Genomic DNA, 23,585 nt, shown 5'->3' with positions numbered 1-23,585 from the left:
ATAGCATGACAATTAACGGTGCGGTGAATTTGTGTACACCCTTTGTTTTGCCCGGATGACATGCGGATGAAATCGTCATGAAACATAAGTGTGATCAATGTCACGTTGAGCATGTATCAGGATGAAACAGAAATTGACAAACCTTGACCAAATCTATTTATTAGCTAAGAAAAGTTAACTCTTGTAGGAAGTGACTGGAAATTGCATGTTTATTGCACTATGTGCAGCAATCGGTTGCGGATCACAGTTTTAGGGTTCTATTTATGCAACGTCTGAAAGTGGCAAGGCGTTGTCCCACCCCCGCTTCTGGTAAAAATATGAAAAATAAAATTATTGCAGCAGGCGCTTTGATGGCTTTGTCCTACAGCGCGACCGTGCTCGCTGATGATAGCAAGGGCGAATTTGTTTCTGACTGGTGGCACCAGAGTGTTAACGTTGTTGGCAGCGCCGACACCCGCTTCGGGCCTACTCTGCGTAACGATGTTTATCTTGAATATGAAGCGTTTGCGCACAAAGACTGGTTTGATTTCTACGGCTATATCGATATTCCTAAAACCTTCGGTGCGGGTAACGGCAACGATACCGGTATCTGGGATAAGAACGGTTCTCCGCTGTTTATGGAAATCGAACCACGTTTCTCTATCGATAAGCTGACCGGCACTGACCTGAGCTTTGGTCCGTTCAAAGAATGGTACTTCGCGAACAACTATATCTACGATATGGGCCCGGACAGCGATAACCGTCAGAACACCTGGTATATGGGTCTGGGTACCGACATTGATACCCATCTGCCGATGAGCCTGTCTCTGAACGTGTATGCAAAATACCAGTGGGAAAACTACGGTGCAGCGAACGAAAACAGCTGGGACGGCTACCGTTTCAAAGTGAAATACTTCGTTCCTCTGACGCAGCTGTGGGGCGGTAACCTGAGCTACATCGGGTTCACCAACTTTGACTGGGGCTCAACACTGGGCGATGACGATTTCCGTGACCTGAACGGCAACAAAGCGCGTTCTAATAACTCTATTGCGTCCAGCCACATCCTCTCGCTGAACTACACACACTGGCATTACTCGTTCGTGGCGCGTTATTTCCACAACGGCGGCCAGTGGGCCGACGGCGCTGAGCTGAACTTCGGTAACGGTAATTTCGACGTGAAATCTACCGGCTGGGGTTACTACGGCGTGATCGGTTACAACTTCTGATTTCAGTGGTTAACCCAAAAAAACCCGGCTGATGCCGGGTTTTTTGCATTTCTGACCCTCTGATAATCCTGCGCATAACACACTTTTTTAGCTATTGAGTGAAAAATGAACACAACTACAGGCGATCCCATCGCGCCGTTGTGGCATAATGCGCGCCAAATCACATTTCCCAATGAAGAGCGAGCGTTGTGCTAAGTACTTACAACATCACCATGCAATTCGGCAGCAAGCCGTTATTTGAAAACATTAACGTCAAATTTGGCGGCGGTAACCGCTATGGCCTGATTGGCGCGAACGGTTGTGGTAAATCCACTTTCATGAAAATCCTCGGTGGCGATTTAGTGCCATCAGGCGGCAACGTGGTCCTCGACCCGAACGAGCGTCTGGGTAAACTGCGCCAGGATCAGTTTGCATTCGAACAGTTCAGCGTGCTGGACACCGTGATCATGGGCCACACCGAATTGTGGGAAGTGAAGGAAGAGCGCGACCGCATTTATGCAATGGCAGAAATGAGCGAAGAAGACGGCTACAAAGTGGCTGATCTGGAAGTCGCTTACGGCGAAATGGACGGCTACAGCGCCGAATCCCGCGCCGGTGAACTGCTGCTGGGCGTTGGTATTCCCGTTGAGCAACATTACGGCCCGATGAGCGAAATCGCACCGGGCTTTAAACTGCGCGTATTGCTGGCTCAGGCGCTGTTCTCTGACCCGGAAATTCTGCTGCTCGATGAACCGACGAACAACCTGGACATCGATACAATTCGCTGGCTGGAACAGGTGCTGAACGAGCGTAACAGCACCATGATCATCATTTCGCATGACCGTCACTTCCTGAACATGGTCTGTACGCACATGGCGGATCTGGACTACGGCGAGCTGCGCGTTTATCCGGGCAACTACGACGAATACATGACGGCGGCAACGCAGGCTCGTGAACTTCTGAGTGCCAATAACGCCAAGAAAAAAGCGCAAATAGCCGAGCTGCAATCGTTCGTCAGCCGCTTCAGCGCCAACGCCTCCAAATCTAAACAGGCTACTTCCCGTGCCCGTCAGATTGATAAAATTCAGCTCGACGAAATCAAAGCGTCCAGCCGCCAGAACCCATACATGCGTTTTGAGCAGGACAAGAAATTGTTCCGTAATGCGCTGGAAGTGGAAAAAATCACTAAAGGTTTCGACAACGGTCCGCTGTTTAAAAACCTGGGACTGATGCTGGAAGTCGGCGAGAAAGTCGCGATTCTGGGCGCCAACGGTATCGGTAAATCCACCCTGCTGAAAACGCTGGTGGGTGAGCATGAGCCGGAAAGCGGTTCAGTTAAATGGTCTGAAAACTCAAAAATCGGTTACTACGCGCAGGATCACGAATACGAATTTGACGATACCCTGAACGTTTTCGACTGGATGAGTCAGTGGAAATCCGAGAAAGACGACGAGCAGGCTGTGCGCGGTGTTCTCGGGCGTCTGCTGTTTGGTCAGGACGACATCAAGAAGAAAGTGAAAGTGCTTTCCGGTGGTGAGAAAGGTCGTATGTTATTCGGGAAACTGATGATGCAGCGTCCGAACATCCTGATCATGGATGAACCAACCAACCACCTGGATATGGAATCTATCGAGTCATTGAACATGGCGCTGGAAATGTACGAAGGCACGCTGATCTTCGTTTCTCATGACCGTGAATTCGTCAGCTCGCTGGCGACGCGTATTCTGGAAATGACACCGACCCGTGTGATTGATTTCTCCGGTAATTACGAAGACTACTTACGTAGTCAGGGTATTAATACGTAATCGTTGATTCTGATAAAAAAGTCCGCAAATTTGCGGACTTTTTTTTACCTGAATTTCAGCGACAGACTCTGAGAATCAGCAATCCCCGCATACCTCGCAACCCGGATCTTTCATCAGGTTCATCTGGCGAAATTGCAGCGTCATGGCGTCGTACATCAGCAGTTTTCCGCGTGGCGTTTCGCCGAAGTGCGTCAGCAGCTTGATGGTTTCCATGGCCTGCAAACTGCCGATGGTGCCGACCAGCGGTGACATGACGCCGGCTTCGACGCACGTCAGCGCGTTTTCACCAAACAGACGGCTGAGGCAGCGATAGCACGGCTCGCCGGGCTGCCATGTAAACACGCTGAGCTGGCCTTCCATGCGGATGGCAGCACCCGAGACCAGCGGTTTTTTCTGCGTAAAACATTGCTGATTGAGCTGATTTCGCGTCGTGACGTTGTCAGTGCAATCGACCACCACGTCGCAGGCGGCAATCAGTTCGTGCAGCATTTCGTCATCCGCCTGAGCATCAACCTGATTCAGCTGAATGTGCGGGTTAATTGCCGCCAGCGCCAGCGCGGCGGATCCCACTTTCGACATGCCGATTCTGGCATCGGTGTGCAGCGTCTGACGTTGCAGGTTTGAGAGCGAAACCGTATCGAAATCCAGCAAGGTCAGCGTGCCTGTTCCGGCGGCTGCCAGATATTGCGCCGCCGCACAGCCCAGACCACCCAGACCAACAATCAGCGCGTGGCTGGCTTTCAGCTTTTCCTGGGCATCAAAATCAAACCCTTTCAGCACGATCTGGCGGTTATAACGCAGGGTTTCAGCATCCGTCAGTTCCGGCAGCGTCGCCATGATCAGCTCCTAAGCAGGGCGTTGAAAGGTTCGATTTCTACGATTTCGCCTGCGGCGACGTTTTCGCGCTCACGTTCAAGCACCACAAAACAGTTTGCGAGGCTGAACGAACTAAAGACGTGCGAGCCCTGATGGCCGGTGGTGCGTACTTCGAGCTGGCCTTCGGCATTTGTGCTGAAAATACCGCGCTGGAAATCCAGGCGTCCGGCGGATTTCTTTAGCGGTGTCACGGCTTTAGCTTTCAGGCGCGGCGGGAACTTCCAGGCGGTGTGGCCGGAAAGCTGAGCGATAAACGGTTGCACCAGTTGATAAAACGTCAGTGCAGCAGAAACCGGATTACCCGGCAGACCGCAGAACCAGCTGTTTTTCAGTTTTCCGAATGCAAAGGGTTTACCCGGTTTCATCGCCAGTTTCCAGAAACCAATTTCGCCCAGTTCATCGAGCATTTGCTTGGTGTAATCCGCTTCGCCCACGGACACGCCACCGCTGGAAATCACCAGATCGGCAAAGGCATTGGCTTCTTCAAAGGCTGTGCGCAGCGCCTGCGGATTATCGCGGATTATCCCTAAATCCAGTACGGTGCAGCCGAGCTGTTCGAGCATCAGACGCACGGCGAAACGGTTGGTGTCGTAAATCTGGCCTTCCTCTAACGGCGTCCCGACGGGTTGCAGTTCGTCCCCGGTCGAAAACACCGCGACTTTCAGCGCCTTCCAGACGTTAACTTCCGTCACGCCTAAAGAAGCCAGCAGTGGCAATTCAGCTGCGCCGAGACGCACACCGGCAGGCAGCACGCTGTCGCCTTGTTTGATGTCGTCGCCGGTCAGACGGATATTCTGGCCTTTATGCACTTCTGCGGTAAACCGCACGCCCGCTTCTGACACGTCGGCCTGTTCCTGCATGATCACCGCGCCGGCACCTTGCGGAACCGGCGCGCCGGTCATGATGCGGATACAGGTTCCGGCAGGCCATTCACCGTGGAAAGGCGCACCGGCAAAGGCTTTACCTGCCACAGGCAGAACGGCGTCTGTGTGCAAATCGGCGCAGCGCACGGCGTAACCGTCCATCGCGGAATTATCAAAAGGCGGGACGAAAACCGGGGATTTCACCGGCGTGGCGGTAATGCGGCCTGCGGCGGCAGCGAGCGGGAGAGATTCGGTATCTTTCGCTGTTTTGGACGGGACATAAGCGCGCATTTTTTCCAGCGCTTCTTCCAGCGAGATCAGACCGGCAGTATTGAATTCCATGAAAATTCCTTTGAGGTTCATCCCGGCGGGACGGGTGTTTTCACCGGAACCGGGCGGGGATTTGGAGCATGCGCATAGTATGACAGAGAAACGCGGCGAACCAAAAATTGCGGAAGGCGTAAAAACTTCGTGGGGATTCCTGAAAAATTGAGATCGATCCCAAAATTAACAATGTAACGCAGGTATGATGGTTTCCGTTATTTGTGACATGGGTCACACAACTGTCAAATATACAGGAATAACCGGTGCTTAAAAAAAATCGCCATCAGGCCATCCTTCAGTTGGTAGAACAGCATGAAGTGTTACAGGTAAGCGAACTGGCACAATCGCTGGATGTAAGTCTTGAAACCATTCGTCGTGACCTGAGTGAAATGCAGGATAAAGGATTGATTCTGCGTCGTCACGGTCGAGCCCGTCGTCTGGTTGCTCAGCCTGAAACATCCTGGCTCAACAGTTTGCAGCGCTGCCCCCAGCTTTAATCGTGGCAGTGAAATAAGAAAAGGGAAGGCTCCGCAGAGTCTTCCCTTTTTTATACACAATATTTAAGAAAATCAGTGCGACGGTTGTTGCTCCAGCGCTTCGGCTTTGCTGTTGACCGAGGCAAAAATCAGCGCCGCCAGCAGGAAGACGTAAGCGATGGTCGCAGTATTCAGTGCCCAGAATAACCCGTACTGGCTGTACACCAGCGACGACAACGTGGAGAAGATCAGCGTCCCGATGGTGCCGATAGTCAGCAAGGCTGACGTCAGCGTTGGCGGCGAATTTCTGACCTGCAAACTGCCGTAGCTCATGATGCCTGAGAACAGGCCGGAATTGCAGAAGCCAAACAGACCAGCGCAAATCAGGATAAGCATCGGGTTCCCGCTGTTGGCCGCCACGGCCAGGCTCACCAGCCCGACACCCGCTGAAATCAGCAGATACGTGCGCAGTTTCACGAAGCGAACGGTGAACTGATTCACAAACAGGCCGATGGATTTCACGGTCCAGTAGGTCGTGATGTAGAACGCCGCGCGGTCAGCCGCCATCCCGAAATGCTCTTTCAGCCAGCTTGGCAGCCACATGGTGAACACCGGTTCCGCCAGCAGGAAAGCAAACAGCGCGAAGCACAACACCCACACCGAAACGCCCCAGCGGTCGTGCTGCTGGCCGGTTGATGATTCTTTCTCAGCAGCCTGCGGAATCGACGGGAATTTCTGCCCGGCGCACAGCACGATCATCATCAGGCTCAGCACCGCCATGACGCCGTACATCGCCAGCCAGCTTGCGCCATGCTGGAACAAATATCCCAGCAGCAGCGACAGAATCACACCCGCCAGTGCAAAGAAGAAATCGGTGAGAATCAGGTTCGCCGAGCGTTTCTTCGGATCTTCATTGATGCGTACGACCAGATAGCTGCCGATGGACATCATGATGCCGGACGCCGCGCCAATCAGGAAAACGCCGATACCGAACATGGTGATGGTCGGCATCAGGAACAGCGCGATGCAGGTCAGTACAGAGACGGTTGAGCCGGTAATCAGCTGTTTGCCCAGATTGAATTTGCGCATCAGCACGCCGCTTATCATGATCGGCAGGAACAGGCCGATGTTCATCAGCGTAAACATCTGTCCGATAAATCCGGGGTCTTTGCCAAACGCCTGCGACACCGGGCCGATTACGATCCCGAGCGTTGAAACCAGCGCACCGGTGAAGAAATAACTCAGCCAGGAAATCATATTGATCCGCTGGCGGTTGAATGCCTGTTCCATAGAAGTCCCTTATTTCCCAGCCGCTGACAGGTCGGCGAAGAACGCGCGGATCAGTCGGGTGAAATCACCCACCGCCAGTTTTGCGCAGCTCAGGGTTTGTTCGTGGGAAAGCGGGGTGTCGGATAGACCTTCGGCAAAGTTAGTCATGGCAGAAACCGCCAGCACTTTGAGGCCGCAGTGTCGCGCGGAAATTACTTCCGGCACGATAGACATGCCGACGACGTCGCAGCCGAGGGTTTGCATCATGCGGATTTCCGCAGGCGTTTCGAAGTTCGGGCCGGTGTAGGCGGCGAATACGCCTTCTGCCACGTCGATATCCAGTTTGCCGGCGACAGCGTGAAGCTGCGCGCGCAGATCTTTGTCATAGGCGTTCGCGAGGCTGAAGAAGCGCGGGCCGAAACGGTCGTCATTCGGGCCAGCCAGCGGGGATTCCGGCATAAAGCTGACGTGGTCGGTGAGCGCAACCAAACGACCCGGCGCGACTTCTTTGCGCATGGATCCGGCGGCGTTAGTCGCCAGCAGGAATTCACAGCCCAACAGTTTGAAAGTGCGGACGGCGCTGGTCATTACCGACATACCGTGGCCTTCATACATATGGCCGCGGCCTTTCATGCACATTACCGGTACACCTTCGAGATGGCCCAGAACCAGTTCACCGGCGTGGCCGACGACGCTGCTTTGAGGGAACCCCGGCAGGTCGTGATAAGGAATGGTAATCGCACCGGACATATCGTCACACAGCGTGCCGAGGCCGGAACCTAAAATAAGCGCGGCGCGTGGGATAAAGCCCGGGGCACGCTGGCGGATAATTGCTGCACAGTCAAACGCGTTGTTATTGAGCATGATCACTTCTCTCATTATTGACAGTAGGGTTGAGTTGAAGGCAATGCTAGGGTGAGCGGCCTGTGGCGTCTAATACCGTTCGCCGCCGGGATTTATAGTCAAAATCTATAAATCCAATACGCTAATATTTAAGGGAAAATAAATGTTGCTGGAGAAAATGTGACGCGACCATTCACCGATTCAGTTTTCGATCTCGGCCAGATTAATCTCCGCCTGCTGCACTACTTTCGCGTCGTGGCCGAGGAACTGAGTTTCAGCAAAGCGGCGGTGCGGCTCAATATGTCGCAGCCGCCGCTGAGCCTGCATATCAAAGAGCTGGAACATCTTCTCGGTACGCCGCTATTTCTGCGTACCACCCGTTCCGTGTCGCTGACACCGGCGGGCGCGGCGCTGATGCGTGAAGCAGGGCTGATGCTCGACAGCATCAACCGTTCCTTGCATCAGGTACGTAAGATTGGCCGGGGGGAAATCGGGCATATTCAGTTTGGTACGGTGGGCACTGCCGCCTGGGGGCCGCTGATGCCCGTGCTGAACAATTTCGGCAGGCATGCGCCGGAAATCAGCTGGTCGATTACCGAACTTACGCCGGTTCAGCAAATCGACGCGTTGCAGCTGCAAAGGATTGATATCGGTATCTGGCGAGAGGCCAAGCTGGCGCTGCCGCAGGGGTTATCGAGCAAGCTGATGGGGCGTGAGAACGTGGCCGTGGCGCTGTCAGAGAATCATCCGCTGGCGATCAGAAACAGTGTGGCGTTCAGCCAGCTGGCGAATGAGGATTTTATTCTGATGCCGATGAACACGTCGAGTCTGGGCAGTTATTTATATTCGATGTGCCGTCAGCACGGTTTTCTGCCGCAGGTGAAACAGCAGGTGAATGAGCCGCAGACTGCGCTGGCACTGGTGGCGAACGGTTACGGAATTACGTTATTGCCGGAAAGTTATGCACGGATCCACTGGCCGGGTGTGCGATTTTGCGCGCTGACGGAAATGCTGCCTGCCGATCTCTACGCAATTTATCAGGCGGATTCGGTGACACCGGCGACGGCGCGGTTTCTTGATCTGCTCTGATTCATTTTGCTTCTGACAATTCTCAGCCAAAAAATAAAGCCGCTGGAACTTTGAACTTTCCTGCGGCTTTTTCACAACTCAGTCTGTCATTCAGCCGACAGACATTTCGCGATGAATCTTTTCTGCTTTACTGCGGATACCGGCAATGATCACCGCCAGCACCAGAAGCACGTAAGAAACGGTGGCGATATTCAGCGCCCAGAACAGGCCGTATTCGCGGTAAATGAACGAAGAGAATGACGCGAAAATCAGCGTGCCGACTGACGCGGTGGTCAGCAGGGCAGAGGTCAGCGTTGGCGGTGAGTTTTTCACCTGCAGGCTGCCGTAGCTCATCAGGCCGGAGAACATCCCTGAGTTACAGAACCCGAACACGCCCACCGCAGCCATTACCAGCGCCGTGTTTTCGCTGTGCGTCACTACGCACAGGCTGATTAAGCCGACAATCGCGGAGGCAAAAAGGAACGTACGCAGTTTGACGAAACGCACGGTGAACTGGTTAAGGAACAGGCCAATCGCTTTCACCATCCAGTAGGTGGTGATGTAAATCGCTGCGCGGTCAGTGTCCAGACCAAAGTGTTCATGCAACCAGCTTGGCATCCACAGGGTGAACACCAGTTCGCTGAAGACGAAGGCAAACAGTGCAAAACACAGCACATACGCGGCAAAGCCCCACGGCTCTTTCGCTTCACGATCTTGTTTTGCCACGGCGTCCGGTTTAGCGACAACCGGAAATTTCTGGCCCACGCACAGCAAAATCATCAGCACGCTCAGGGTGCCCATAATGCCGTACATCGCCAGCCAGCTTGCGCCGTGTTTGAACAGGAAACCGAGCACCAGCGACAGCGTCATGCCAGAAAGCGCAAAGAAGAAGTCGGTGAAAATCAGGTTAGCAGAACGCTTTTTCGGGTCATCGTTGATGCGCACAACCAGATAGCTGCCGATAGACATCATCAGGCCCGCTGTCGCACCAATCAGGAATACCCCGACGCCGAACAATGTGATGGACGGCATCACGAACAGCGCGATACAGGTCAGAATAGTGATAATTGAACCAGTAATCAGCTGCTTACCGAGATCGAACTTACGCATCAGAATGCCGCTTATCATGATCGGCAGGAACAAACCGATGTTCATCAGCGAGAACATCAGGCCGATAAATGCAGGCTCTTTATTGAAAGCGGTCGCCACCGGGCCGATGACAATCCCTAAAGTGGAAACCAGCCCACCGGTAAAGAAGTAACTTAGCCAAGAGATCACGTTGATCCGACGGCGGTTATAAACAGTTTCCATAACTGATTTCCTAAAAATAAAAAATATAAGAAGGCCACAGTAAGCTTTGCCAGAGGTGCTTATATCTGCGGTTAGGACGATTATTATTCCTGTTCTTTTACGGTTTGTCTTGGACGTTTATTCAATCTTCGTATTTGATTTTCTTAAACAATCTAAGCAATTAGCGCGTTTTTGTAGTTTTACATTTCTGCTTTACATACTGTAGCGGGCTAAATATAGTCAAAAAACAGGGCAACATCACTTTCTGTATACATAAATACAACAACTCAGGGTGCAGTTCTAATGAGTTCTTCTACTGATAATTCAGCGAGTTCCGTTTCGGACAAGAAGCGTCCGGTCATTGCCATTCACGGCGGTGCCGGGGCGATTACCCGCGCAGCAATGAGTCGTGAAAAAGAACAACATTATTTAGCCGAGCTGGAACGTATTGTTGCCAGCGGGCAGGCCATTCTGGCGGCGGGCGGCAGCGCACTGGATGCGGTGACTGAAGCGGTGCGTTTACTGGAAGAATGCCCGTTATTTAATGCCGGAAAAGGGGCCGTTTTCACGCATCAGGGCACGCATGAGCTGGATGCCTGCATCATGGATGGCCGTACGCTGGAGGCCGGTGCCATCAGCTGCGTTAATCATATCCGCAACCCGATTCTCACCGCGCGCAAGGTGCTGGAAAACAGCCCGCATGTCATGTTTACCGGCGCGGGTGCGGAAGCGTTTGCCCGCGAGCACGGGCAGGAAATGGTAGAGCCGGAATTCTTCTACACCCAGGAACGTTTCGAACAGTTGCAGCGCGCGATTGCGGCAGACGGCGGCGTGATGCTCGATCACGACGGGGCGTCCCTGAATGCTCAGCCGTCTGGCGACCCGATCGATCCGGAACATAAATTTGGCACCGTCGGCGCGGTGGCGATGGACGGGCAGGGCAACCTGGCGGCGGCGACGTCCACCGGCGGCATGACCAACAAACAGGCCGGACGCGTCGGCGACAGCCCGATTATTGGTGCAGGCTGCTACGCCAGCAATAACACTGTGGCGATTTCCAGCACCGGCACCGGCGAAGTCTTTATGCGCACGGTCGCGGCGTATGACGTTGCGGCATTGATTGAATACGCCGGTTTAACGCTCGAAGAAGCCACGCACAAAGTGGTGCAGGAAAAACTGCTGCCGATGGGCGGGAGCGGAGGAATGATTGCTGTGGATAAATTTGGCAACGTCGAACTGCCTTTCAACAGTGAAGGCATGTACCGCGGATTTGCCCGCGTGGGCGACGCGCCGGTCGTCAGTATTTACCGCTCATGAACCGTTCCCTGACCCTGCCTCCCGACCACGTTCTGGCCGTCAGCCAGCTCAGCGTGCAGTTTTCGCATGAAGGGCAAATTATTCCGGCTGTGAATAATCTCAGTTTTCAGGTCAGGCGTGGCGAAACGCTGGCGATAGTCGGCGAATCCGGCTCAGGTAAATCCGTGACGTCGCTGGCGCTGATGCGTCTGGTGGAACAAGGCGGCGGGCAGATAACGCAGGGCCAAATGCAGTTTCGCCGTCGAAATGGCGAAGTGGTCGATCTCATCGCGGCGACGCAACCCGCCATGCGCAGTTTACGCGGTGCGGATATGGCGATGATATTTCAGGAACCGATGACCTCGCTCAATCCGGTGTTTCCGGTGGGCGAGCAGATCGCCGAGTCAATCCGTCTGCATCAGGATAAAGACCACCGCGCCGCCCGTGCCGAAGCGTTGCGCATGCTGGATCTGGTGCGTATTCCTGAAGCCCGCAATATTCTCGACAGCTATCCGCATCAGCTTTCCGGCGGTATGCGCCAGCGGGTGATGATCGCGATGGCGCTCTCCTGCAAGCCTGCGTTACTGATAGCCGATGAACCGACGACGGCGCTGGATGTGACGATTCAGGCGCAGATTTTACAACTGATCCGTGTGCTGCAAAAAGAGATGCACATGGGCGTGATTTTTATCACCCACGATATGGGTGTGGTGGCTGAAATTGCCGACCGCGTGCTGGTGATGCATCAGGGCAACAGCGTGGAAACCGGCGACGTGGGCGCGATTTTCCGTGCGCCGCAACAGCCCTATACCCGCTCGCTGCTGGCGGCGGTACCCAAATTAGGCTCGATGGCCGGTAAACCGTTGCCCGCGCGTTTCCCTGTGCAGGAGCAAAAAGAAAGTGACCCGGAACTGGTGCAGGACACCCTGACGCCGGGTGCGGCGCCGGTTTTGGAGGTTCGTGATCTCGTCACGCGTTTTGATTTGCGCAGTGGAATTTTCAACCGTGTGACGCGCCGCGTACATGCCGTGGAAAAAGTCAGCTTTGACTTACATCCGGGTGAAACGCTGGCGCTGGTGGGCGAATCCGGTTGCGGAAAATCCACCACTGGGCGTTCGCTGCTGAAACTGGTGAAAAGCCAGGGCGGAACAATTACGTTTAACGGCCAGGTGCTGACCGATGTCACCGGCAGTGCGCTGCAACACCTGCGCCGCGATATTCAGTTTATTTTTCAGGATCCGTACGCCTCGCTCGATCCGCGGCTGACAGTCGGGTATTCGATTATGGAGCCTTTGCTGGTGCACAATCTGGCGAAAGGCGCAGAGGCCGAGGCGCGCGTCGCCTGGCTGCTGGAAAAAGTCGGGCTGCTGCCGGAACACGCGCAGCGCTATCCTCACGAATTTTCCGGCGGCCAGCGGCAGCGAATTTGTATCGCGCGGGCACTGGCGCTCAATCCCAAAGTGGTGATTGCGGATGAATCCGTTTCTGCCCTCGATGTGTCGATCCGTGCGCAAATCATTAATTTGCTGATGGATTTACAGAAAGAGTTCGGGCTGGCGTTTTTGTTTATTTCGCACGACATGGCGGTCGTCGAGCGTATCAGCCATCGCGTGGCGGTGATGTATCTGGGGCAAATCGTTGAAATCGGCACGCGGCGTGCGGTGTTTGAAAATCCGCAGCACGCGTATACCCGCAAACTGATGGCGGCGGTGCCGGTGGCCGATCCGGCGCATAAAAGAAAAGAACAGGCCTTGCTGGTGGATGAAATCCCCAGCCCGATCCGTGCGCTCAACGACGAGCCGCTGGTCGCCCCGCTGGTTCAGGTGGGCGAAGGGCACTTTGTCGCCCGGCATGCTATCGCGGGGCTTTACTGATTTTTGTGGTGGCTTGTTTTTTAAGCGCCAATTCTTTGTAAGACAAACGGGTAAGACAGGAAAAGGAACTGACATGAATCAGCAGAAACGTAAAGGTAAGAACGTGATCCGCCAGGCGGTGCTCGCTGCCGCTATTTTCGGTTCTCTGGCTTCAGCTTCAGCATGGGCTGCCAAAGACGTTGTGATCGCCGTAGGCTCTAACTTCACCTCGCTTGATCCTTATGATGCGAATGACACCTTGTCGCAGGCGGTGGCAAAATCCTTCTATCAGGGGCTGTTTGGCTTCGATAAAAACATGAAGTTGGAAAACGTGCTGGCGGACAGCTACACGGTCAGCAAGGACGGGCTGGTTTACACCATCAAGCTGCATCCGGGCGTGAAATTCCAGGACGGCACCGACTTCAACGCGGCGGCGGTAAAAGTTAACTTTGATCGCGCCAGCAATCCTGACAATCATCTCAAGCGTTACAACCTGTTTAAAAATATCGCCAGCACGGAAGCGGTGGATGACACGACCGTGAAAATTACGCTCAAAGAACCGTTCTCGGCGTTCATCAATATTCTGGCACACCCATCGGCTGTGATTATTTCCCCGGCGGCGCTGACCAAATACGGCAAAGAGATCGGTTTCCATCCGGTGGGCACCGGCCCGTATACGCTGGATCAGTGGAACCAAACCGACTTCGTGAAAGTGAAGAAATTCGACGGTTACTGGAAAAAAGGCGAGCCTAAACTCGATACCATCACCTGGCGTCCGGTTGTAGATAACAACACCCGCGCCGCGATGCTGCAAACCGGTGAAGCTGATCTGGCGTTCCCGGTGCCTTACGAGCAGGCCGCGCTGCTGGAGAAAAACCCGAAACTGGATCTGGTGGCCGCGCCGTCAATTTTGCATCGTTACATCAGCTTTAACGTGACGCAAAAACCGTTCGATAACGTGAAAGTGCGTGAGGCGATCAACTACGCTATCAACAAACAGGCGCTGATTAAAGTCGCGTTTGCCGGTTACGCTGTGCCTTCCGAAGGGCCATTGCCGCAGGGAATTGAGTACGCCGCGAAATTCAAACCGTGGCCATACGATCCGGCAAAAGCCAAACAACTTCTGAAAGAAGCGGGTTATCCGGACGGCTTTACCACCACGCTGTGGTCTTCACATAACAACAGCACCGCGCAAAAAGTGTTGCAGTTCACGCAACAGCAGCTGGCGCAGGTCGGTATCAAAGTGACGGTCACTGCGATGGATGCCGCACAGCGTGCCGCTCAGGTGGAGAACGTCGGGCAGAAAGAAGCAGGTATCCGCATGTTCTATACCGGCTGGTCGGCATCAACGGGCGAAGCTGACTGGGCGCTGTCGCCGCTGTTCTCAACCCAGGCTGCGCCACCGAAACAATTCAATACGGCGTTCTACAGCAATGCGCAGGTGGATAAAGATTTGTCCGACGCGCTGAAAACCACTGACAAAGCGGAGAAAGCCAAACTGTACGCCGATGCCCAGAAACAAATCTGGACCGACGCGCCGTGGGCATTCCTGGTGACTGAACGTCTGGTTTCTGCCAACAACAAACGTCTGACAGGTTTCTATGTGATGCCGGATACGGCATTCAGCTTTGATGATGCCGATGTGAAATAATATGCGGTGAAGCTTTCAGGGTGCGGGTTCAAAGTTTCCGCGCCCTGAACTTACGTGTTCCGCAGACGGAATAGGGATGTCATACCGTGAAATCACAGACAGCGAATCATGCTTAATTATTTTCTGAAACGATTACTGGGACTGATTCCGACATTGCTGATTGTGGCAGTGCTGGTCTTTTTATTTGTACATCTTTTGCCGGGCGATCCGGCGCGTCTGATGGCCGGACAGGACGCAGACGCCAGCGTCGTGGCGCTGGTCCGTCAGGATTTAGGGCTGGATAAGCCGCTCTATCAGCAATTCCTCACCTTCTTCGGCAACGCGCTGACCGGTGATTTCGGGCACTCGATGGTGTCCAAACGCCCGGTCATTGATGAAATCAGCTCCCGCTTTATGCCGACCTTCTGGCTGACGCTGACCAGCATGCTGTGGTCGGTGATTATCGGGCTGCTCATTGGCGTAGTCTCCGCCGTCTGGCGCAACCGCTGGCCGGATCGTCTGGGCATGGCGCTCGCTGTTTCCGGTATCTCTTTCCCGGCCTTTGCGCTGGGTATGCTGCTGATGCAGGTTTTCTCCGTTGAACTGGGCTGGTTGCCGACCGTCGGGGCTGACGGCTGGCAGCATTATATTCTGCCGTCCATCACGCTGGGCGCGGCGGTGGCGGCCATTATGGCGCGCTTTACCCGGGCGTCTTTTGTCGAAGTTATGCAGGAAGATTACATGCGCACGGCGCGGGCGAAGGGCGTTCATGAAGCCGTTGTGGTGGTAAAACACGGGCTACGCAACGCCATGATCCCGGTTGTGACCATGATGGGATTACAGTTTGGGTTCCTGCTGGGGGGCTCGATTGTGGTCGAGAAAGTCTTCAACTGGCCGGGGTTAGGGCGGTTGCTGGTAGATTCCGTGGAGATGCGTGATTATCCGGTGATCCAGGCCGAGGTACTGCTCTTCTCTCTCGAATTCATCCTCATCAATCTGCTGGTGGACATGCTGTACGCCGTGATTAACCCTTCTATCCGATACAAGTGAGCAGTCGCATGAAAAACTGGCGGAGAAATGCCGTACTGGCGAGCTTGCCGATAATCACATCCGAAACTTCGCAGGCGGTAAGAACGCCGTGGAAAGCGTTCTGGCGGCGCTTTCGCCGGCAACATATCGCGATGATTGCGGGCGTTTTCATTCTTTTACTGATTGCCGCTGCGATCTTTGCGCCGTGGCTGGTGCCCTTTGATCCGGAAAATTACTTCGATTACGACCGTCTGAACGAAGGTCCGTCGGTGATGCACTGGCTCGGTGTGGATTCACTCGGGCGGGATATTTTCAGCCGTATCCTGATGGGCGCGCGGATATCACTCACCGCCGGCGTAATGTCTGTGGTACTCGGCGCAGTTATCGGCACTGTGTTCGGATTACTGGCCGGATATTACGAGGGCTGGTGGGATCGCATCACCATGCGCGTTTGCGACGTGCTGTTTGCTTTCCCCGGTATCCTGCTGGCGATTGCCGTGGTTGCCGTGATGGGTAACGGCATGTCGAATGTGATTATCGCGGTTGCTATCTTCAGCATCCCGGCGTTCGCACGTCTGGTGCGTGGTAATACGCTGGTGCTGAAACAGCAAACTTATATTGAATCGGCACGCAGCATCGGGGCATCCGACGCCACGATTTTGTTCCGTCATATCCTGCCGGGCACGTTGTCGTCGATAGTGGTGTATTTCACCATGCGCATTGGTACATCTATTATCACCGCTGCCAGCCTGTCGTTCCTGGGAATGGGCGCGCAACCCCCGACGCCGGAGTGGGGCGCCATGCTCAACGAGGCCCGTGCCGACATGGTCATGGCACCGCACGTGGCCATATTCCCAAGTCTGGCGATATTCCTCACCGTTCTGGCATTTAATTTACTGGGCGATGGATTACGGGACGCGCTGGATCCGAAATTGAAGAGCTGAGATTTTGGGGTTCCCCAAAGCCCCTTTTTTATCTGAATCTCGAAGATTTCGGTTTCTCATAAACAGCCTTCACAGAACCTACGGTATTCGAAACCGCCCAAGAGCGGGAAGTGCTTTCCCTCTCTTGGGCGGTTTCGGCACAGCGCGTTGAGTGACCACTGCAAGTGAGAAACCGAAATTCTCTCATTCAGCATTGAAAGGCATTACGCCCTCATGCCCTGGAGTGCAAAAACTCTGCATGGAATTGCAGGTGATCTTCCACAAACGAGGCAATCGTAAAGTAGCTGTGATCGTACCCTGGCTGGACGCGAAGCTGTAACGGCCAGCCGCGCTGACGGGCGATTTCGGCCAGTTTTGCCGGTTGCAGCTGATCTGCGAGAAACTGATCGCCATCACCCTGATCGACTAAAATCGGGAATGGCTTCTGATCTGCCGGCAATGCACTCAGCAGATGGCAACTGTCGTATTGCAGCCACTGACTTTCGTCGTCACCCAGATACGCACAGAAGGCTTTGCGTCCCCACGGAACCTGCGCCGGATTCACAATGGGTGCAAACGCGGAAACTGAACAGAAGCGGTGCGGATTACGTAACGCCAGCATCAGCGCACCGTGGCCGCCCATGGAGTGACCGAAAATCGACTGACGATCGCTGACGTTGAAATGCCCGCTGATAAGCGCAGGCAATTCGTCGAGCAGGTAATCGTACATCTGGTAATGCGCGGCCCACGGCGACCGGGTGGCGTTCAGATAAAATCCTGCGCCCTGACCGAGATCGTAGCCTTCGTCGTTGGCGACACCTTCGCCGCGCGGGCTGGTATCCGGCATCACCAGAATCAGCCCAAGCTCAGCCGCGACGCGCTGCGCCCCGGCTTTCAGCGTGAAGTTTTCATCATTGCAGGTCAGGCCCGACAGCCAGTACAGCACCGGCGGGGGCGTGTCATCTTTTGCCGGTGGCAGATAGATGCTGAACGTCATGCCACAATTCAGGCTGGCCGAAGTATGGCGGTAGCGCTGCTGCCAGCCGCCAAACATCCGGTGTTCTTCGAGTAGTTCAATCGAGCTGCTCATCGAAAACTTTCCTTACTTGTTAAAATGAATAACCGTACGGATAGACTTACCTTCGTGCATCAAATCGAACGCTTCGTTGATTTCTTCCAGCGGCATGGTGTGAGTGATGAAATCGTTCAGGGCGAATTCGCCGTCCAGATAACGCTCTACAATGCCCGGTAGCTGGCTGCGGCCTTTGACGCCACCGAATGCGGAACCCCGCCATACGCGGCCGGTTACCAGCTGGAACGGACGGGTGGAGATTTCTTCACCGGCACCGGCAACGCCGATAATCACGGATTCGCCCCAGCCTTTATGACAGCATTCCAGCGCGGAACGCATCACGTTCACGTTGCCGATACATTCGAAGGAGAAGTCCACGCCGCCGTCGGTCATTTCGACGATCACGTCCTGAATCGGCTTATCAAAATCTTTCGGGTTAATCAGATCGGTTGCGCCGAGTTTACGGGCCAGATCGAACTTGCTGGTGTTCAGATCGATACCGATGATGCGGCCTGCGCCCGCCATCACGGCGCCGATAATCGCCGAAAGGCCGATGCCGCCGAGGCCGAAGATCGCCACGGTGTCGCCTTTTTGCACTTTAGCGGTATTCATCACCGCGCCCATGCCGGTGGTCACGCCACAACCGAGCAGACACACTTCTTCCAGCGGCGCTTCTTTGTTGATTTTCGCCAGAGAAATCTCAGGGACGACGGTGTATTCGGAGAAAGTCGAGGTGCCCATGTAATGGAAAATCGGCTTGCCGTCTTTGAAGAAACGGGTAGTGCCGTCCGGCATCAGGCCTTTACCCTGCGTGGTACGGATAGCCTGACACAGGTTAGTTTTGCCGGACTTACAGAACTTACACTCGCCACATTCCGGCGTGTACAGCGGGATCACGTGGTCGCCAACGGCCACGCTGGTGACGCCTTCGCCGACAGCTTCTACTACACCACCGCCTTCATGGCCGAGGATTGCGGGGAAAACGCCTTCCGGATCTTTGCCGGACAGGGTGTAGGCGTCGGTGTGGCATACGCCGCTGGCAACGATACGCACCAGCACTTCGCCTTTTTGTGGTGGCATCAAATCGACTTCTTCGATGGACAGAGGTTGATTCGGGCCCCAGGCGACGGCCGCACGTGTTTTAATCATTTCCATTATGTTGCTCCAGTCAGGTGTTTTTAGCTTAATCAGATTTCAGGTTAATAAGTCGGATGCAGTGCCGGGTCATGTTCGCCGGCCAGAGGGTGTTTCAGTAACGGGATCACACCGTCATTCTGTTCGATAATCAGTTCTTTCAGCGCCCGGACATTCGGGCTGAAAGCGTCCCTGCGCCAGATAAGCCAGGTAGCGGTATCGGCGAATTCATCCGGAATTTCGTGAATTTCTACGCGTTCGTGGCCGGGCAATTGTTCCAGCACCGAACGCGGGATCATCGCGATACCCGCACCGCTGGCAACGCAGGCCATCATTGAATGATAGGACTGAATCTCCATCGTATTGGCAACCGGCACATTCATTTCCTTAATCCAGCCCTGCAAACGCTGGCGATAGGAACAGCTCGGGCGGAAGGCAAATACGGTATGACCGCTGCGACCAGCAGGTACGACGAGTGGCGATTCACCCAGCGGGCTGATCACCACCATGCGTTCGCGAAATGAGATACAGCCGTTGATGTCGTCAAAATCTATCGGACCATCAACCAGCGCCGCAGCGAGACGTCCGGCACGCACGCTGTCGATAGTTTCGCCGGAAGTGGCGGTCACCAGCGACAATGCCACCTGGGGAAATTTCTGATGATAAGCCGCCAGCAACGAAGGCAGACGCGTTGCTGCGGTGCTTTCCATCGAGCCCAGCGCGAAATTCCCGGCAGGTTCTCCGGCATGGGTGATGCTCATCGCTTCATCGCTCAGCGCAAGAATGCGCTCGGCGTAGTTAAGGAAGTTGTGGCCCATCGCGGAAAGGCGGATACGCTGTTTTTCGCGGATGAACAAATCGGTGCCCAGTTCAAGTTCGAGCTGGCGCAGGCGGGTGGTCAGGTTTGAAGGCACGCGGTGGAGTTGCTCTGCCGCACGCGCCAGCGAACCGGTTTCCGCTACGCAGCAAAACATCCGTAACTGAGTCAGATCCATGATGGGTTCCTGTGTTCTCGAATCGTAAACAACTTGGTTTGTATTATTCAGTTTTCGTGATTGTACTCATAAGGCATCATAGCCACAACTTCCAATTAACTTTCTTTTAAGAAATCTGCTGTTTTCAGCAACAGGCTTTGAGTATGTTTATTCATTGTTTCTGACATGTTGCATTGCGGTTTCTTACAGCGGAGCAGTTATGGCTTTTCGTATTGCGCTTAGTGGTTTTCTGGCTTTTGTGGTCGCGATGGGTATCGGGCGCTTCGCCTTCACGCCGCAGGTTCCTTTAATGATAGCTGAACATCAGTTCACGCTGACCGGCGCGGGGCTGGTCGCGGCATTCAATTATCTGGGTTATCTGTGTGGCGCGTTTGACGGAATGCGTGCGACCAAACACCTCGAACGCCGGTTATGGCTGGGTGTGTGGGGCGGCGTAGTACTGACATTACTGTCGGCGGTGATTTCCGGCGAAGTGCTGCACAGCATCGTGCGCTTCCTGATCGGCTGGACCAGCGGCTGGGCGATGGTGATGGTCTCCGCATGGTGTAACGAACGGCTGGCGCATTTTGGCCGTCCGGCGATGAGCGCGGCGGTATTCGCCGGTCCGGGTGCCGGGATTTTCCTGAGCGGCATGTTAGCCGTAGGTATCCACAGTTTACAGCTGTCCTCGGCACAGGCCTGGTGCGTTTACGGTGTGCTGGCGCTGATTTTTGTGGCAATTATCACGCCGAATCTGCCCCGTAAAGGTGATTTACATCGTTCCCACGTGGCGACAGAACCGCTGGTCATGACACCGGCGCTGAAACGTCTGGTGTGGAGTTACAGTCTGGCGGGCTTTGGGTACATCCTTCCCGCGACATTTTTATCGCAGATGGCGACGGCACGTTTTCCTGACAGCCTGTTTGCACAGTTTGTCTGGCCGGTGTTCGGCGGCGCGGCGGTTGTCGGCATCGTGATAGGTATTCTGACCCGCCATTGCCTGACGACGCATAAACGTCTGGCGCTGACATTATGGGCGCAGGGACTGGGGATTTTGTGTGCGGAAGTCGTGCCGGGCGTGACCGGGCTGGTGCTCGGGGCATTGCTGACCGGCGGCGGTTTCCTCAGCGTGGTACAGCTGGCGTTGCAATGCAGCCGCGAACTGGCGCCGAATCACAGCCGTTATATGGCCGGATTGCTCACCACCGGTTATGCCGTCGGGCAGCTGTTCGGGCCAATTTTATCTGCGATTTCGACTGCGCTGACGCATCATCTGGAACCGGCCCTGTATGTCGCGCTGGCCGGTTTCGTGATTGCCGGCGCGCTGGTCTTCCGGCAGAACCGATAAGTTGCAGCTATTTCATCCATCATGAAACACTATCACTGGATTCTGAACCGGCTCTCCACTACAGTAAGCCACCTCACTTTGGCGTGATCTGCGTCAAAGTGATTACACCTGCCGGAGAAGAATGAATGCCAACCCTGAGTAAAGAAGCCATTTTAGTCCATGAGGCATTGTTAGCCCGTGGTCTGGAAACCCCTCTGCGTGAAGCCCTGCCGATCGACAACGAAACGCGCAAACAGCGGATCCAGGAACATATGACTGGCATCATGCAATTGCTCAATCTGGATCTCTCCGATGACAGTCTGGTGGAAACGCCGCGTCGTATCGCGAAGATGTACGTTGATGAAATTTTCTCCGGGCTGGATTACGCGAACTTCCCGAAAATCACTGTTATCGAAAACAAGATGAAAGTGGATGAGATGGTGACGGTGCGTGATATCACCCTGACCAGCACCTGCGAACATCATTTCGTGACCATCGACGGGAAAGCGACCGTGGCATATCTGCCAAAAGATACCGTGATCGGTTTGTCGAAAATCAATCGCATTGTGCAGTTCTTCTCGCAGCGTCCGCAGGTTCAGGAGCGTCTGACCCAGCAGATTCTGGTGGCGTTACAGACGTTGCTCGGCACGCCAAATGTGGCAGTGTCGATTGATGCCGTGCATTACTGCGTGAAAGCCCGCGGCGTGCGTGACGCAACCAGCGCAACAACCACCACGTCTCTGGGCGGTCTGTTCAAGTCCAGCCAGAATACACGTCAGGAATTCCTGCGTACCGTCCGCCATTCTTCGTAAATAAAGCTGCAGCTGCGTTCGCCGCGTTCGGAGACCCGAATCACTGACTTGTGTCAGCTCATCGGGCTCTCCTTACTTGCTGTCTTGCTGCAACTTCATTTACTTGAATGGAGACCACAGCTTTTCGTAAATAAAGCTGGAGCTGCATTCGCCGCGTCCGGAGACCCGAATCACTGACCTGTGTCAGCGCATCGGGCTCTCCTTACTTGCTGTCTTGCTGTAACTTCATTTACCTGAAGAGTAGCTCCGATGATTCTCTTCACTTATTCTTAAAATCTAAATAATCCTCAAAAGGAATCTCCGGGTGCGCTCACGTATCGCCACACTCGATTTTGCCCGTGGCCTGGCCATTTTTGGCATTCTTCTGCTCAACATCAGCGCGTTCGGCTTACCGAAGGCCGCCTATCTGAATCCGGCCTATGCCGGTCTTCCTTCAGCTTCTGACGCCTGGACCTGGGCGGTGCTCGACGCCGTCGCGCAGGGTAAATTCCTGATGATGTTTGCCATGCTGTTTGGCGGCGGTTTGTATTTGCTGCTGCCGCGTGGCAAACACTGGATCCAGTCGCGTCTTTCGATTTTATTATTGTGCGGCCTTATACACGCCACATTGTTGTGGGATGGCGACATTCTGCTGTCCTACGGACTGATTGGTCTGGTGTGCTGGCGTATGGTAAGGGAAGGGCGCAGCAGCCAGTCGCTGGTTTCGACCGGGATTATTTTGTATCTCATCGGCGTCGCGGTACTGGCGATTTTGGGCGTGATTTCTTCGCCCAAAGCGGGAAGTTTTTGGCTGCCGGGACCGGCTGAAATTCAGTATGAGCAATACTGGCGGCTGAAAGGCGGCTGGGAAGCTATTCACAACCGGCTGGATCTCTTATCTTCAAGTTTGCTGGCGATTGGTGCGCAATACGGCTGGGAACTGGCGGGCGCAATGTTGATCGGCTCCGGGCTGATGCGCAGTGGATGGCTGAAAGGCGAATTCAGCGAGCGGCATTACCGCAAAGTGGCGGCGGCGCTGTTACCGCTTTCATTGATGATACAAATTCCGGCGATTTACCTGCAATGGAAGAGCGGCTGGGATTACCGCTGGAGCGGTTTTTTGTTGCAGGTTCCACGTGAAATTGGCTCGCTGATGCAGGCCGTCAGCTATCTGGCGCTGTGTTATGGCTTCTGGTCGGTGATTTCGCGCTGGCGGCTGGTTCACTGGATTTCTCAGGTTGGCCGCATGGCGCTGACCAATTACCTGTTACAGACGCTGATATGCACCACATTCTTCAATTTCTTCGGCTTCTTCCTGCACTTCGACCGGCTGCAACTGCTGGCGATGGTGCCGCTGGTCTGGGCATGCAACCTGATGGTAACGCTGCTGTGGCTGCGTTATTTCCGTCAGGGGCCTCTGGAATGGCTATGGCGAAAACTGACCATTAAAGCCTCTGGCGTTGAGATGAAAACGGCTTGAGGTGTGTGCTGATATATCACCCTAAATTATAGATTTGAGATGGACGTTGCAGAATTGTATGTAAACGTTTTCTTTCCT

General features: G+C 54.4%; 20 protein-coding genes. 12 read left to right on the top strand and 8 right to left on the bottom strand.

The window, feature by feature from the left end:
• Positions 1-317: 317 nt before the first annotated feature.
• Entirely contained in the window at positions 318-1,205 is an 888-nt protein-coding gene (locus GW579_RS06555; RefSeq protein ID WP_152324246.1) for a nucleoside-specific channel-forming protein Tsx, read from the top strand.
• A gap of 188 nt (positions 1,206-1,393) precedes the next feature.
• Positions 1,394-2,989, top strand: a complete 1,596-nt coding sequence (locus tag GW579_RS06550) for an ABC-F family ATPase (RefSeq protein ID WP_152324245.1) — start codon at positions 1,394-1,396, stop codon at positions 2,987-2,989.
• 75 nt (positions 2,990-3,064) lie between these two features.
• On the opposite strand, the gene moeB is transcribed toward GW579_RS06550, so the two are convergent.
• Complete coding sequence (gene moeB, locus GW579_RS06545) at positions 3,065-3,826, bottom strand: molybdopterin-synthase adenylyltransferase MoeB (RefSeq protein WP_152324244.1); 762 nt, start codon at positions 3,824-3,826, stop codon at positions 3,065-3,067.
• Between the two features lie 2 nt (positions 3,827-3,828).
• Positions 3,829-5,070, bottom strand: a complete 1,242-nt coding sequence (gene moeA / locus GW579_RS06540; RefSeq protein WP_165058145.1) for a molybdopterin molybdotransferase MoeA — start codon at positions 5,068-5,070, stop codon at positions 3,829-3,831.
• Between the two features lie 245 nt (positions 5,071-5,315).
• Here moeA and GW579_RS06535 point away from each other — a divergent pair, with 245 nt between their 5' ends.
• On the top strand, positions 5,316-5,549 hold the full coding sequence (locus GW579_RS06535) for a DeoR family transcriptional regulator (RefSeq protein ID WP_101075987.1): 234 nt from the start codon (positions 5,316-5,318) through the stop codon (positions 5,547-5,549).
• A 72-nt stretch (positions 5,550-5,621) separates the two neighbouring features.
• Here GW579_RS06535 and tsgA (GW579_RS06530) read toward each other — a convergent pair whose 3' ends face one another.
• Together tsgA (GW579_RS06530) and xapA are read right to left on the bottom strand one after the other, a co-directional pair.
• Positions 5,622-6,818 carry an MFS transporter TsgA gene (gene tsgA, locus GW579_RS06530; RefSeq protein ID WP_165058143.1) on the bottom strand — a complete coding sequence of 399 codons (1,197 nt, stop codon included), beginning with the start codon at positions 6,816-6,818 and terminating at the stop codon, positions 5,622-5,624.
• A 9-nt stretch (positions 6,819-6,827) separates the two neighbouring features.
• A complete protein-coding gene (gene xapA / locus GW579_RS06525; RefSeq protein WP_152324241.1) occupies positions 6,828-7,661 on the bottom strand; it encodes a xanthosine phosphorylase in 834 nt (277 codons plus the stop codon).
• A gap of 159 nt (positions 7,662-7,820) precedes the next feature.
• Between xapA and GW579_RS06520 the strand changes: the two genes are divergently transcribed.
• Positions 7,821-8,729 (top strand): LysR family transcriptional regulator, encoded by a 909-nt coding sequence (locus tag GW579_RS06520; protein ID WP_152324240.1) that lies wholly within the window; start codon positions 7,821-7,823, stop codon positions 8,727-8,729.
• Positions 8,730-8,819: 90 nt separating this feature from the next.
• On the opposite strand, the gene tsgA (GW579_RS06515) is transcribed toward GW579_RS06520, so the two are convergent.
• Positions 8,820-10,019, bottom strand: a complete 1,200-nt coding sequence (gene tsgA, locus GW579_RS06515; protein WP_152324239.1) for an MFS transporter TsgA — start codon at positions 10,017-10,019, stop codon at positions 8,820-8,822.
• A gap of 282 nt (positions 10,020-10,301) precedes the next feature.
• On the opposite strand from tsgA (GW579_RS06515), the gene GW579_RS06510 reads away from it, so the two are divergent.
• The 5 genes from GW579_RS06510 (at position 10,302) to gsiD (ending at position 16,750) form a co-directional block, all read left to right on the top strand.
• Complete coding sequence (locus tag GW579_RS06510; protein WP_152324238.1) at positions 10,302-11,315, top strand: isoaspartyl peptidase/L-asparaginase family protein; 1,014 nt, start codon at positions 10,302-10,304, stop codon at positions 11,313-11,315.
• Positions 11,312-13,168, top strand: coding sequence for a glutathione ABC transporter ATP-binding protein GsiA (gene gsiA, locus GW579_RS06505; RefSeq protein ID WP_165058141.1), 1,857 nt, complete (start codon positions 11,312-11,314; stop codon positions 13,166-13,168). Before GW579_RS06510 ends, gsiA begins: the two co-directional genes overlap by 4 nt.
• A gap of 73 nt (positions 13,169-13,241) precedes the next feature.
• A complete protein-coding gene (gene gsiB, locus GW579_RS06500; RefSeq protein ID WP_152324236.1) occupies positions 13,242-14,798 on the top strand; it encodes a glutathione ABC transporter substrate-binding protein GsiB in 1,557 nt (518 codons plus the stop codon).
• A 108-nt stretch (positions 14,799-14,906) separates the two neighbouring features.
• A complete protein-coding gene (gene gsiC, locus GW579_RS06495) occupies positions 14,907-15,827 on the top strand; it encodes a glutathione ABC transporter permease GsiC (protein WP_152324235.1) in 921 nt (306 codons plus the stop codon).
• A gap of 8 nt (positions 15,828-15,835) precedes the next feature.
• A complete protein-coding gene (gsiD, locus tag GW579_RS06490; protein WP_152324234.1) occupies positions 15,836-16,750 on the top strand; it encodes a glutathione ABC transporter permease GsiD in 915 nt (304 codons plus the stop codon).
• A 211-nt stretch (positions 16,751-16,961) separates the two neighbouring features.
• Here the strand turns inward: gsiD and fghA are convergent, their stop codons facing one another.
• From fghA to ptrR, 3 genes are read right to left on the bottom strand one after another with little or no spacing between them, the layout of a single operon-like run.
• Positions 16,962-17,819 (bottom strand): S-formylglutathione hydrolase, encoded by an 858-nt coding sequence (gene fghA / locus GW579_RS06485; protein ID WP_165058139.1) that lies wholly within the window; start codon positions 17,817-17,819, stop codon positions 16,962-16,964.
• Positions 17,820-17,831: 12 nt separating this feature from the next.
• The gene (locus GW579_RS06480; RefSeq protein ID WP_165058137.1) at positions 17,832-18,956 is read right to left on the bottom strand and encodes an S-(hydroxymethyl)glutathione dehydrogenase/class III alcohol dehydrogenase; all 1,125 of its coding nucleotides are present in this window, start codon (positions 18,954-18,956) and stop codon (positions 17,832-17,834) included.
• A 44-nt stretch (positions 18,957-19,000) separates the two neighbouring features.
• Complete coding sequence (ptrR, locus tag GW579_RS06475; protein WP_152324231.1) at positions 19,001-19,930, bottom strand: putrescine utilization regulator PtrR; 930 nt, start codon at positions 19,928-19,930, stop codon at positions 19,001-19,003.
• Between the two features lie 199 nt (positions 19,931-20,129).
• Here ptrR and GW579_RS06470 point away from each other — a divergent pair, with 199 nt between their 5' ends.
• The 3 genes from GW579_RS06470 (at position 20,130) to yeiB (ending at position 23,507) form a co-directional block, all read left to right on the top strand.
• On the top strand, positions 20,130-21,257 hold the full coding sequence (locus GW579_RS06470; RefSeq protein ID WP_165058135.1) for a YbfB/YjiJ family MFS transporter: 1,128 nt from the start codon (positions 20,130-20,132) through the stop codon (positions 21,255-21,257).
• A gap of 125 nt (positions 21,258-21,382) precedes the next feature.
• Positions 21,383-22,048, top strand: a complete 666-nt coding sequence (gene folE, locus GW579_RS06465; protein ID WP_152324229.1) for a GTP cyclohydrolase I FolE — start codon at positions 21,383-21,385, stop codon at positions 22,046-22,048.
• Positions 22,049-22,352: 304 nt separating this feature from the next.
• A complete protein-coding gene (yeiB, locus tag GW579_RS06460; RefSeq protein ID WP_165058133.1) occupies positions 22,353-23,507 on the top strand; it encodes a DUF418 domain-containing protein YeiB in 1,155 nt (384 codons plus the stop codon).
• Positions 23,508-23,585 lie beyond the last annotated feature (78 nt).

The sequence above is a fragment of the Rahnella contaminans genome, from assembly GCF_011065485.1.
GTDB lineage: Bacteria > Pseudomonadota > Gammaproteobacteria > Enterobacterales > Enterobacteriaceae > Rahnella > Rahnella contaminans.
Note: the sequence above shows the minus strand (reverse complement) of the source record. Positions and strands in the feature narration are given on the sequence as shown.

Excerpts from the sequence above, each read along its gene's own strand:
- GW579_RS06555 (WP_152324246.1), top strand. The coding sequence starts at position 318 with ATGAAAAATAAAATTATTGCAGCAGGCGCTTTGATGGCTTTGTCCTAC.
- moeB (WP_152324244.1), bottom strand. The coding sequence starts at position 3,826 with ATGGCGACGCTGCCGGAACTGACGGATGCTGAAACCCTGCGTTATAAC.
- moeA (WP_165058145.1), bottom strand. The coding sequence starts at position 5,070 with ATGGAATTCAATACTGCCGGTCTGATCTCGCTGGAAGAAGCGCTGGAA.
- tsgA (WP_165058143.1), bottom strand. The coding sequence starts at position 6,818 with ATGGAACAGGCATTCAACCGCCAGCGGATCAATATGATTTCCTGGCTG.
- xapA (WP_152324241.1), bottom strand. The coding sequence starts at position 7,661 with ATGCTCAATAACAACGCGTTTGACTGTGCAGCAATTATCCGCCAGCGT.
- tsgA (WP_152324239.1), bottom strand. The coding sequence starts at position 10,019 with ATGGAAACTGTTTATAACCGCCGTCGGATCAACGTGATCTCTTGGCTA.
- GW579_RS06510 (WP_152324238.1), top strand. The coding sequence starts at position 10,302 with ATGAGTTCTTCTACTGATAATTCAGCGAGTTCCGTTTCGGACAAGAAG.
- gsiA (WP_165058141.1), top strand. The coding sequence starts at position 11,312 with ATGAACCGTTCCCTGACCCTGCCTCCCGACCACGTTCTGGCCGTCAGC.
- gsiB (WP_152324236.1), top strand. The coding sequence starts at position 13,242 with ATGAATCAGCAGAAACGTAAAGGTAAGAACGTGATCCGCCAGGCGGTG.
- gsiC (WP_152324235.1), top strand. The coding sequence starts at position 14,907 with ATGCTTAATTATTTTCTGAAACGATTACTGGGACTGATTCCGACATTG.
- gsiD (WP_152324234.1), top strand. The coding sequence starts at position 15,836 with ATGAAAAACTGGCGGAGAAATGCCGTACTGGCGAGCTTGCCGATAATC.
- fghA (WP_165058139.1), bottom strand. The coding sequence starts at position 17,819 with ATGAGCAGCTCGATTGAACTACTCGAAGAACACCGGATGTTTGGCGGC.
- GW579_RS06480 (WP_165058137.1), bottom strand. The coding sequence starts at position 18,956 with ATGGAAATGATTAAAACACGTGCGGCCGTCGCCTGGGGCCCGAATCAA.
- ptrR (WP_152324231.1), bottom strand. The coding sequence starts at position 19,930 with ATGGATCTGACTCAGTTACGGATGTTTTGCTGCGTAGCGGAAACCGGT.
- GW579_RS06470 (WP_165058135.1), top strand. The coding sequence starts at position 20,130 with ATGGCTTTTCGTATTGCGCTTAGTGGTTTTCTGGCTTTTGTGGTCGCG.
- folE (WP_152324229.1), top strand. The coding sequence starts at position 21,383 with ATGCCAACCCTGAGTAAAGAAGCCATTTTAGTCCATGAGGCATTGTTA.